Annotated in this window: 1 protein-coding gene; it reads left to right on the forward strand. The window is 51.3% G+C overall.

Annotation, left to right across the window (positions count from 1 at the left end):
- Positions 1 to 394: 50S ribosomal protein L6 (locus J0A66_RS21920; RefSeq protein WP_206575963.1), on the forward strand; the 394-nt coding region annotated here is incomplete at both ends.

The raw sequence follows: 394 nt of genomic DNA on the forward strand, positions 1-394 counted from the left end.
GTAGCAAAAGCCCCAGTTGAGATTCAGGCCGGCGTAGAAGTTACTATCGCAGGTCAGGTTGTCACACTGAAAGGTAAAAACGGCACGCTGAGCCGTGAGTTCAACGGTGCAGTTGAAGTAGTTAAAGAAGAGAACAATCTGAAAGCACAGCCTCGTGAAGGCGCTGTAGACGGTTGGGCTCAGGCTGGTACTGCTCGCGCACTGCTGAATGCCATGATGATCGGCGTCACCAACGGTTTCGAGAAAAAACTGCAGTTGCAAGGTGTTGGTTACCGTGCTCAGGCACAAGGTAGCAAACTGAACCTGACACTGGGTTTCTCTCACCCCGTAGTCTACGAAATGCCTGCTGGCGTTAGCGTAGAGACTCCTACTCAGACTGAAATCGTCGTTAAAG

This window comes from Bowmanella dokdonensis (assembly GCF_017254865.1).
Lineage (GTDB): Bacteria > Pseudomonadota > Gammaproteobacteria > Enterobacterales > Alteromonadaceae > Bowmanella > Bowmanella dokdonensis.